The 11,457-nt window shown below is 35.5% G+C and carries 7 protein-coding genes; 3 read left to right on the forward strand and 4 right to left on the reverse strand.

What is annotated here, in order from left to right; all coding sequences use genetic code 11:
- From B8T70_RS21060 to B8T70_RS21070, 3 genes are all read left to right on the forward strand, one after another.
- Window positions 1–1,473: aspartate aminotransferase family protein (locus B8T70_RS21060; RefSeq protein ID WP_207621552.1), on the forward strand; the 1,473-nt coding region annotated here is incomplete at its 5' end.
- A gap of 8 nt (window positions 1,474–1,481) precedes the next feature.
- Window positions 1,482–2,813 carry a lysine N(6)-hydroxylase/L-ornithine N(5)-oxygenase family protein gene (locus tag B8T70_RS21065; protein WP_207621553.1) on the forward strand — a complete coding sequence of 444 codons (1,332 nt, stop codon included), beginning with the start codon at window positions 1,482–1,484 and terminating at the stop codon, window positions 2,811–2,813.
- Between the two features lie 153 nt (window positions 2,814–2,966).
- Window positions 2,967–3,566 carry a GNAT family N-acetyltransferase gene (locus B8T70_RS21070; protein ID WP_242667536.1) on the forward strand — a complete coding sequence of 200 codons (600 nt, stop codon included), beginning with the start codon at window positions 2,967–2,969 and terminating at the stop codon, window positions 3,564–3,566.
- A 347-nt stretch (window positions 3,567–3,913) separates the two neighbouring features.
- Here the strand turns inward: B8T70_RS21070 and B8T70_RS21075 are convergent, their stop codons facing one another.
- From B8T70_RS21075 to B8T70_RS21090, 4 genes are read right to left on the reverse strand one after another with little or no spacing between them, the layout of a single operon-like run.
- Window positions 3,914–5,068, reverse strand: coding sequence for a hypothetical protein (locus B8T70_RS21075; RefSeq protein ID WP_086896121.1), 1,155 nt, complete (start codon window positions 5,066–5,068; stop codon window positions 3,914–3,916).
- A gap of 4 nt (window positions 5,069–5,072) precedes the next feature.
- The gene (locus B8T70_RS21080) at window positions 5,073–7,466 is read right to left on the reverse strand and encodes a TonB-dependent siderophore receptor (protein ID WP_086896122.1); all 2,394 of its coding nucleotides are present in this window, start codon (window positions 7,464–7,466) and stop codon (window positions 5,073–5,075) included.
- Window positions 7,467–7,480: 14 nt separating this feature from the next.
- The gene (locus B8T70_RS21085; RefSeq protein WP_086896123.1) at window positions 7,481–9,289 is read right to left on the reverse strand and encodes an IucA/IucC family siderophore biosynthesis protein; all 1,809 of its coding nucleotides are present in this window, start codon (window positions 9,287–9,289) and stop codon (window positions 7,481–7,483) included.
- Between the two features lie 31 nt (window positions 9,290–9,320).
- Window positions 9,321–11,162, reverse strand: a complete 1,842-nt coding sequence (locus B8T70_RS21090; protein ID WP_086896124.1) for an IucA/IucC family siderophore biosynthesis protein — start codon at window positions 11,160–11,162, stop codon at window positions 9,321–9,323.
- Window positions 11,163–11,457: the final 295 nt, after the last annotated feature.

The raw sequence follows: 11,457 nt of genomic DNA on the forward strand, positions 1-11,457 counted from the left end.
GTCAAGCACATTTTTTCTAATAATAAAAAAGCCATTTCTCTTTACAAGAAGAGTATGAAAAAAACAATTAAACTAATTGCAAATCATTTAGAAAGCAGAGATACTCCTTTTACAGGCGCAAGTATTTCTTCGATTAAAGAAAAAATTGATGCAATAGTACTTGAAGAAAAGAATCAGGGAAACAGTTTAGAATATGTTTTAGACGAGCTTAAAGACATTTACCTGAATGATTGTATTCATTTTCATGACCCAAAGTACATAGCTCATTTAAACTGCCCAATTTTGATACCCACACTTGTTGCAGAAGCGTTTATCTCTTCTTTAAACTCGTCAATGGATACCTGGGATCAAAGTACCGGAGGCACTTTTATCGAATTGAAGCTGATAGACTGGACGATTGAAAAATTGGGTTATCCGGAACGAGCAGATGGAATTTTCACAAGCGGAGGAACACAGTCGAATTTGATGGGATTACTTTTAGCGCGAGATCATTTTGTGAAAAAGAATTACAATATGGACCCTAAAATGGACGGGCTTCCTGCGGATGCATCAAAATTTAGAGTTTTATGTTCTGAAGTAAGTCATTTTAGCTTAAAGAAGAATTTAAGTTTATTAGGATTAGGCCAAAATGCAGTTGTTCCTGTGGCAGTTGATACTGATTTTAAAATGAATGTTCTGGCTTTGAAAAAAGTAATTCAGCAACAGAAAGATTTAGGAAATATTCCAATAGCTATTGTGGGTACAGCAGGCACTACAGATTTTGGTTCAATTGATCCCTTAACCCAAATTGCTGCAATAGCAAAAGAGAATAAATTATGGTTTCACGTTGATGCGGCTTATGGCGGGGGATTATTGATCAGTGAGAAACATAACAGTAAATTGGAAGGCATTGGACTTTCAGATTCTGTTACTATAGATTATCACAAAACCTTTTATCAGCCGGTAAGTTCAAGTGGTTTTTTTATGAGAGACAAATCGTATGTTGATTATATAAAATACCATGCAGATTACCTGAACTCAAAAGAGCAGGAAGACGAGGGAATTCCAAACATGGTAAAGAAATCAATACAAACCACCCGCAGATTTGACGCCCTAAAATTATGGTTTACCCTAAGAATAATTGGAACAAAAGGACTAAGCACCTACATGGACAAAGCGATTGATAATGCTCTCTTTACCGCAGATTTCTTAAGAAGAAGAGATGACTTTGAAGTAATTCATAATCCTGAAATAAGCACAATTGTGTTCCGCTATAAACCTTGGAAAACAGATGAAGGATCTTTTTGTAGCTTAAACAGTTACATTCGTAAAGCCATTTTTAATGAAGGAAAAGCCATTATAACGAGTACAAAAGTCTATAATGAAGTATTTCTGAAATTCACACTACTTAACCCTCTGACAACTCAGGCCGATATTGAAGAAATTATAAATTTGATCGTTTTTCACGGTCAGGAATATACATTGATAAATTAATACCCCTTATGGAAAATAAAATATACGACTTTATAGCTGTTGGTGTTGGACCTTTTAATTTGAGCCTGGCTTGTCTTACAGCACCAATTGAAAATCTGGATGGTTTGTTCTTTGATAAAAATGAATCTTTTAACTGGCATCCCGGAATGCTATTGCAGGACACCACTCTTCAGATTCCTTTTTTGGCTGATTTAGTAACACTTGCAGATCCAACTAGCCCGTTTAGTTTTCTGAATTATATAAAAGAACAGGGCAAAATGTACTCGTTCTACATTCGTGAAAACTTTTTATTGCTAAGAAACGAATATAACCAATACTGTCAATGGGCAATTAAGAAACTCCCAAATGTATTTTTTAATACAGAAGTTTCGATGATTGAATATGATGATAATGAGGCTGTTTATATTGTGAGTACAGTTTGCACCAAAACGAGCAAGGCTACTTATTACAAGACTAAAAAGATAATTTTAGGTACGGGAACTGCACCACATATTCCTAAATCCTGTCAAACCCTTAAAGGAAAAGCAATTCACTCGTCTGCCTACGTACAGAATAAAGCAGCATTGCAAAAAGAAAAGTCGATTACCGTTTTGGGAAGTGGGCAAAGTGCTGCCGAAGTTTTTAATGATTTATTGCAGGAAATTGATGTGTACGGATATCAGTTGAACTGGATTACGCGCTCGTCCCGTTTCTTTCCAATGGATTACAGCAAACTTACTTTAGAAATGACCTCTCCTGAATATGTGGATTACTTTTACAGTCTTCCTGCTGAGAAGAGAGATTATTTGTTAAAAGAGCAGAAATTGCTTTACAAAGGAATTAATAAAGATCTGATTGAAACTATTTTTGACACTATTTATGCCAAAAAAGTGATTGGGGAAATTGATGTGAATTTAAGAACAAATTCCGCTTGTGTAAAAGCAGATTTTGACGAAAGTAAACAATCTTTTGAATTGGAATTACATCAGGTCGAACAAGATAAAAAATACCGTCATGTTACCGACGCATTAGTTCTGGCAACAGGTTACGGTTATAAATTGCCCCCTTTCCTCGAAGGAATTACTAACAGAATTCAATGGGACGATAAAGGACGTTTTGCTGCCAATCGAAATTACAGTATTGACAAAAATGGAGGAGAAATTTTTGTTCAGAATGCAGAATTACACACACACGGATTTGTTACGCCCGACTTAGGAATGGTTTGTTACCGAAATTCTTATATTATCAAAGAAATTACGGGTGTTGAGCATTATGCTGTTGAAACAAAAATTGCTTTTCAGGAATTTGGAGTTGCTGTAGCTGAAGTTGTAGAATCAAATGTTTTTGAAGAGATTCTGTAAACACTGCTCCGGTTCAACGGCTAGAAGGTATTCAATAACAAGACCGTAATCGGCTGAGATAATCTTGGTTGTTGTTTTACCATTTTGAGGAAAATACAAGATCAGATTATGTCACACCCATTAAAATAATTAATAAGCTTAACTTGATAAGAGATGATGAATAATAAAATAATTGATTTAGAAGATAAAGCCGTTTCTGATATTGTTTTTGTCAAAACAATTCCTGGTATGGGCGTTTTTGAATTGCGTCCAATAGACTTAGAGACTGATATGCCTTTGCTTCATGACTGGGTGAATCGTGATTATGCGGTTTATTGGGGAATGAATGGATTTTCTTTGCAGGAAGTGTACGATTCATACCGCGAAATTCTAGAGAAAACTGATGTTTATATGGGTGTTTTTAATGGTGACATTTCCTTTTTATTAGAATGTTACAATCCAGAAACAGATAGTATTGGAGATTACTATAAAGTAGAAAAAGGGGATAAGGGGATGCATATTTTAGTAGCGCCCTTAGAGATACCCGTAAACAAATTTACCTGGACTATTTTTACCGTAATACTAGATTTTATTTTTTGTGATGCCAAAAATCAACGTGTTGTTGTTGAACCTGATGCACGCAATCATAAAATTCATGCATTGAACAGAAAAGCCGGATTTGTATTCCAGACAGAAATTGATCTGCCTCATAAAAAAGCGCATCTTGAGTTTTGTACACGCGAGGATTATTATAAGGCTTTGCAATCGGTTTAGATGTAATATTTTGGAGTTATCCGATATAAGTTAAGTACTGTAGCTTTAATCTAAAGTGATTAGGGTGAAAGTCAATGTTTTTTGTTAAATAGAATGATAAGCGGATTCAGAGATGGATTCGCTTATTTTTTGCAGTTAAGAATAAAGCTTTCTATTCGTATTTGTTCCCTGTACAACCTCATAAATATGCTTTTTGTGCATTATTTTAGAAACTTAATAAACAAGGAGTTAAAAATTGTACTTTGTTTTTTATAACCTGATAAATTTAACCTGAATAAAAAAATGCAGAGACCATAGTCAATATGTTCTCTGCATTTTTATTTCCTGGAATGTACTATTTACAATTTTTATAGTAAATCTTGATTCATTGGTTTTATTTTTTTTATCATGAAATAACAGATTAGAACGAATACAATCCACAAAATATAGACCGTAGCTAGAGAGTAGCCATAATTAAGTAATGGACTATCTTTGCCATAAGAAGCAGTCGTTATCACCATTGTTTGTAACGGTTTTCCATTAAAACATAACCAAATCATAGCTGCTAAATGAATAATGAGGGTACTAAACAGATAGGTAAACAAAGGAATCTGTCCTAATGTAAAGAAGAAATTAGCAACTCTGCCTTTCCAGTTTTCTGCATAAGCTAAGAACAAGAAAATCGGACCTAATGTGATCGCCAGATAATCCAGTGAAGCTGGATATTTCGTGAGATTGAAAAAGGACAGTAGGCTGATTAGGTTTGAATTTCCAGCTTTCCATGGGATAGATTCTCCGTAACCATTTAGGCCACGTAATAAGAAAAATAATCCAATAAGAGTAAAACCACTGTACAGCAGTACTTTTTTTCGAATTACTGGCGAACTTTCTGACCTACAAAAGAATCCAAAAAAATGACCCAGTAAAAGAACACCTAACCAGGGGAGTAGTGTATAATTTACGATATATAAACTCTGACCATGAGGTATAAATTTTTGTTGGTGTAACAAATACCAGAAGATAGCATTTATAGAATCTCCTTTCATTTGCAAAGAGTCCAGTAAATGATGAGCTATTATAATAGTTAAAGCGATCGATAAGATCAATTTTCTGTTGAAGTATTGTAACCCCGTCATACAGTACAGGCATAAACCTAATGAACCAATGATAAAGACACCAATCGTACGATAATAGGGATCAAACGTATACAAAAAATTGTTTACGAAAATTTCAATAAGGATCAGTGCACTGCCAAGTTTGAATAACTGCCATACATTTTGGTTTTTGGTTCTCTTACCCATCCAGTGAAATAATTCAATACCAGCTATAAAGAAAACTGCGGGAGCAAAATAATGTGATATAAATCGGGTAAAGAACAAAGTGAAAGTGGTATGATCTAAATCTGCCGGATTGGTGTTCCAGTAATGAAAAAACAGTCGGGTATGATCCAGAATGGCAAAAGTCATTACTATTCCCAATAGTATTCTTTGGGATTTGAAAGCGCGCTGATCGATATGCTCCATCTAATTAAAATTTATAAGTAAAGTTGATCATAAAATTACTTGGCTTTTGTGGACGTGCATAATAACCGTCGCTCACCCAATATTGTTTGTCTAGAATATTATTGGCTTTAATACCAATTCGATACTTTGGACGGTTGTAAAACAGGGTTGCATCAAGAAGATTATAAGAGGAAAGAGTAAACGTATTTGTATTATCAATAAAAGCATCAGAAACATAAGAGTTTCCAATTCCCAGTCCCAGTCCCTGAGCTTTACCATTAACAATAGTGTAACTTGCCCAAAGATTAACCACATTTTTTGGAGTACCAGCGGCTCTTTTGCCCATTACATTTTCGGCTGACTTGGTAAACTCGTTATCATTATATCCATAACTGGCTACATAGTTGAAACCTGAAAAAGGTCTTCCGATAATTTCTATTTCAAGCCCTTTACTTTTTTGCGTTCCGTCTTGGATAACGAAGGTTCCCTGAGTTGTCACATCATTTCTTAAACTGTTTGTTACATCAATCTGATAATAACTTACAGTTGCATTGATTTTGTCTGATAAATCAAGTTTAACACCACCTTCCAGTTGTGCAGCCTCCTGAGGTTTAAAAACAGAAACTTCTCCATTTGGCTGAAGTTTGCTGCCTATGTTTTTAAATCCATTCATATAATTACCGAAAACCGCTACTTTATCTTCAACAATTTGATATACAAGACCAAATTTAGGAGAAAGTGCGGTTTGATTGTAGTCACCTACAGTTGTGCGGGATTTTGTATTTGTTGTGCCATCACCAATATAACGATCTACACGTAAACTAGTCATAACTAAAAGCTGATCTGTTATATTTAGAACATCTGAGGCATAAACACTATAGGTAGATTCTTTTGTCTGGTTTTGTCCCGTGTTTCTTTTTGCTAAAACCGATTCAACGTCCTCTATTCGAATCACTGGTGTTGCGCCTAGATTATCGAGGTTTGCCGGTTCAAATACTTTACCGCCATACCCCAATCCGTCATATCGGGTTGATCTGTAACTGGATAAATAATCAAAACCTACAACAAGTCTGTTTCTGAGGTTCCCGATTTTAAAATCTCCGGTAAAATTTTGCTGGAAGTTTTTTCGCACTGTTTTTTCATCCGTAAATGCTCTTAATACGCGATCAACAGATGATTTATTTTGCCAGATGAAATCAAAAATATAAAGATCATCATAAGTACCACCACCGTAAGCATATCTGGACTGAGAGGTCCATTGGTCAGAAATTTTGTATTCAGCATCAAGCAATACATTGGTAGAAGCCTGTTTACTTACGAGAGAGTTGTCGTTAAGTGATATGCGGTAGTCCAGATTAAGATCTTTAAAACTATTTAGACCCAACGTAGGAGAAGTAATCCATCCGCCCGGAGCAATTCCTTGTACACTTTGAAAATCAGCATTCAGCGTAAATTTCAAGCGGTCAGATACTTGATAAGTAATACTTGGTGCAATAAGTAAAGTAGCAGAGTTACCTTGATCCTGAAAGGTATTTTCGGTCTGACGAGCCACGTTTAAACGAACCAGTAAACCTTCGGCATCCTTAACCGGGGTATTAATGTCTAATGTCATACGGTTTAGGTCCCAACTTCCCATGGTATATCCTATTTCGCCTCCAAAATGATCGTATGGTTTTTTGGTAATGTAATTAACAATTCCTCCAAATGAGGTCATCTGTGCTCCGAAAAGTGTAGAACTTGGACCTTTATAGGTCTCTACACGTTCTACAGCAGCAAGATCTACACCTGTGCGCAGATAAGTTGCCATTCCGTTACGGAAATTTTCACTGGTTTGAAAACCTCTCGAGAAAAAAGAGGGCATTCCAGCCCCCGTTTTTGCAGGTGCAGCTCCCGGAACATTTCTAAAAGATTCTTCGACTGTTAAAGCCATCTGCTCTTTGATTAGTTCTTTGTCAACTACACTATAAACTTGTGAATTTTCAAGGTTTGAAATTGGAAGTCTCGACACATACTCACTTTTCTTTTTTGAAGTAATTTTATATTTGTTTCCTACAATAAAAACCTCATTAAGAATTTCGGCATTAGCAGTAAGGTTAAAATCCAATAAAATTTCTTCTCCTGTTTCTACGGTAACCGTTTTTGTCTGTGGGGCTAATCCCATGATATTGACCGTAAGCGTATTCTTTTTTGATGTAAGTTTATCAAACGTATACCAACCATCCTTGTCTATTTTTACACTGTATTTTCCATTTAGGTTAACAGTGCCGTACAGTACCTTCTTTCCATCTTCTGTCATAACCTGACCTTTGATGACACCCGATTGGGTTTGTTGTGCCTGAGTTTGTAAAGACAATAATAAGAACGCAGCAGTAATAAGCAGCGAGGGTATGTACTTGTTTAATGATGTAAAATAATTCACGAAATTATTATTTATTAATTAATGTAAAATGGTGTTACCGGATTTTTTACAATACCGATATAAGGAAGGTTTTGAAATGGATTGGCACGATTTCTCAACTGTCTGTTATTATTCAGTTGTAATTTGTTTAGAGCATCAGGGCTGAACTCATTAACAAACAGGTCAAATTTTTGGAAAGATTCACTGAATTCAGGATGTGCAGATTGATAATCTAAGATGCACTCTGCTACAAGCTTCCAAAACTCGTCTTCTGGAAAATCAGCATGTTCCACAAGTATTGCAGCTATAAATCGGAATATAGAATCGAATACCTGTGTAAATAAAGGCAACGTTTTGCGATCGTCAGGAACGTCAACAGCAAGCCTCAAAGCTTCTTCAGGAATCTCTAAACTACAGTTAAGTAGTGAAACCTCTTCACCAATATCTTTCATAATGGCATTAACAACCTTATGATCTTCCAGAATCAGGATTAAGTTTTCGCCATGAGGCATAAAAACCATGTCCCATTTGTAAAAGCAATGAAGTAAAGGACTCAAATAACAGCTAAAGTACTGTCTTAACCAATTTGAAGTTGTTAAACCAGATGCCTGTATTAATTCAGGAAGGTAAGCTTTACCTTCATTATCAATGTGAAGTAATGCTGCCATTGTAATTAAACGCTGATTTTCAGAAACTTTATCGGCTGGACTTTCTCTCCACAAACAGGCGAACATTTTCTTGTAAGGAGTATCACCCGGAACTGCTGTTTCATAATATTGATGAGCAAAACTCAAACTGGCAATTTCTCTCAGAATGATAAATCCCTTCGATTGTAAGTAATTATCATCCTTTACCAAGTTATAAATCCATTCATTGATTGGTGGGTTAGACACCATAAATTTAGGAGATAGCCCGCGTACATAACCCATGTTGAGAACAGATAAAGCCGTTTTAACATAGAATTTTTCAGGATGGGTAATATTATAGAATGTTCGTATCGATTGTTGCGGCTGGTATTTATCGGCATTGTATCCCAAACAAACCAGTCTGTTAGTTGCAATATCGGCTGAAAATATATTGGATAATTTATTAAACCATTGCCATGGATGTACCGGCATATAAAAATAATCATTAGGATTTAACCCTTTTTCAAGAAGCTGATCATTAAAGTTTTTTAATGTTTCTTCACCAAGTTCCTGTAGCATTACTTTTTCATAATCTAAAGGCAGGACAGCAGTAAACACAGCAGTCGAGCGATGACCGGCAAGCCATACCAAAGAAAACGGTGCAGCCGCTTCTGGAGCATATTCTCTGTGATCGCTAGAAGTAAAACCAATTCTTCCATTATTAGCAATGAATCGAGGGTGACCTGTCATGGTAGATTCAGTTTGCTGATAGCCAGCATCCAATAGTTCTTTTGAATTGGGTTTGCCATAATAATTGAGGTAAGCACTTCCAGCCAACGTGCTGCATACTTCTTCCAGATAAACAGGTAATGACTCCTCAGGAATTCCAAGTTCTGCCTTAAATTCAATGATAAAACTTAGTGCGTCTAATGTAGCCGTTTCGCCTTCAGTAAATTTTTCAATGGATGGAGTATCAATATACCAATGGTTTAAAGCTAGAATTTTGGCATTAAACTGATAGACGTTTTTTTCGTCTGCACTCGTCAACTGATAGATTTTCCAGTCGTCTTTATTTCCGATTAGCTTTGGAATAACTAGTCGTTCATGAGAAAATTCGGCAAGTATTTTTCTAAGGTGCAAACGAGTTACTTTGTCCCAAACTGTTTTTTCTAAATGGCTGGATGCTTGTATTGGGGAGATTTGCGTATCTATATTCATGGTTTTAGCGTATTATAGTTTTAAAGAAGGGCTAGATTAATTTTGTCTGATAAATGAAAAGTGGATTTTTCAGAGTACCAGCAAATTGTTGATTCTTGAAAGGATTGGTGGCGTCAAGCATTTTTGTGCTGTTTTGCATTTGCAATCTATTTGAACACGTTTTAATGATCTCTGAATCAAATAAATCATACTTTCTGAATTTATCCTCCAGTTCAGGATATTCTGATTGGTATTCTGTTACGCATTCCGCTACAAGACTCCAAAAATCTTCTTCAGGTAGATTTACATGTTCTACCAGTACATGATTTAGGTATCTGAAGAAAGAATCAAATATTTGAGTAAAAATAGATAGGATTTTAAGATCTTCAGGAACATTGATAATGATTCGTTTGACTGTTTCTGGTAATTCTTTTTCCTGATTTACAATAGCTACTTCTTCACCAATGTCTTTCATAATTGCCCTAACCGGAACATTGTCATGGAATACGAGAATAAGATTTTCGCCGTGTGGCATAAAACGCATATCATGGTAATAAAAGCAATGTAAAAGTGGGCTAAGGTAAGATTGCAAATAGCTTTGAAGCCATCCTTTTGCATCCAAAGGGGAAGATTTAATTAATTCCGCCAGCAATGAGTTCCCATCTGTATCTATGTGAAGCAGTGCTGCCATAGTCATAAGACGTTCACCATTTGCTATTTTGTCCATCGGACTTTCTCTCCATAATGTAGACAACATTTTTTTATAAGGAGAATCTACTTTTATAGCTTCTTCGATGTACGCATTGGTGTAACCAACTGTAGCGATTTCTTTTAAGGTGGTAAAACCCTTTTTCTGAAGATAGGGATCATTTTCTACAAGGTTCGCAACCCATTCGCTAATCGGTGGGTTTGTTCGCATATAATAAGGCGAAAGCCCTCTCATAAAGCCCATATTAAGAATAGAAAGAGCTGATTTAACATAAAATCTTTTAACATCACTTACGTTAAAAAATGTGCGTACCGATTGTTGGGGCATATATAAATCTTTACTATCACCTAAACAAACCAATTTTGATGCAGCAATATCCGGGGCAAATAAATAAATCAGTTTATTGTGCCATTGCCATGGATGAATAGGGAAATAAATATAATCTTCTGGTTGAAGTTCTTTTTCTGTAAGAATCGAATCAAATGATGCTTTTAAGTCTGCATCTAATTCCTGCTCCATTACTTGTTGGTAACTAAGAGGAGGAATACTCGTAAATTCGGTGTAATTTTTATGGCCTGCTACCCAAACCAGTGAAAGCGGTGTTGCTGCTTCAGGGCTATAATTCTGATAATCTACTGCATCAAAGCCTATTCTGGCACTATTGGCTACAAAACAAGGGTGCCCGGCAGTCATGGCATGTTCTACATCAGCGTAACTTGCTTCAGTTAGATCTTTAGCTGAAAGCTCACTATTAGTGTACATATAAGCACTACCATAGAGACAGCTGATTACTTCTTCAAGGTAAGTAGGCAGATTTAGATCAGTAAAGCCTAATTCCTCAGTAAATTCAAGAAGAAAAGCGATAGCATCAAGAGGTTCAGGATTTCCGTTTACTTTTTTAGTAATAGAGACTGTGTCAATATGCCAATGGTCTAATGCAAGTATTTGTGCATGAAATTGATATTCTGTTATTCCATCTTGTGCACTAAGGCTGTAAAGCCCCCAGATTCCGTTAGTACTCTGCAGTTGAGGACTAAGTAATAATTCATGTGAATATTCACATAGCATTTTTCTTAGCTGTATTCTGTTTACTTTTTCCCATATTTCAGGTTGAAGATGTGATGTGACTAGTTGAGGATTTAATTGACCATTCTCATGTCTTACGATTCGGGATTTTTCTTTCATTGGGTTTTTTGGTTTAATGGATATGATTACTTTTTCAAAGTGTTTTCTTTTATCAGATAAGCGTTTTTAAGGGGTATACTTAATTGCTTTAATCTGTTAAAATTTTGATAATGATCTTTTCCGTTAAGAGTAGGAAGTAAGTGGTTGTATTTTTCATAATTATGGGACAATTATTTAGTATTGTAAAATTTTGTTTTTGTTAGCCTGCCTGGTTCTATAGTAGATTACATAGGTTTTTTTTGATGTGATAACAAGATTTATGTTGTTTTTATGAGAATTACTATATACATTTGCT

The sequence above is a fragment of the Flavobacterium sp. AJR genome (assembly GCF_002156885.1).
Taxonomy (GTDB): domain Bacteria; phylum Bacteroidota; class Bacteroidia; order Flavobacteriales; family Flavobacteriaceae; genus Flavobacterium.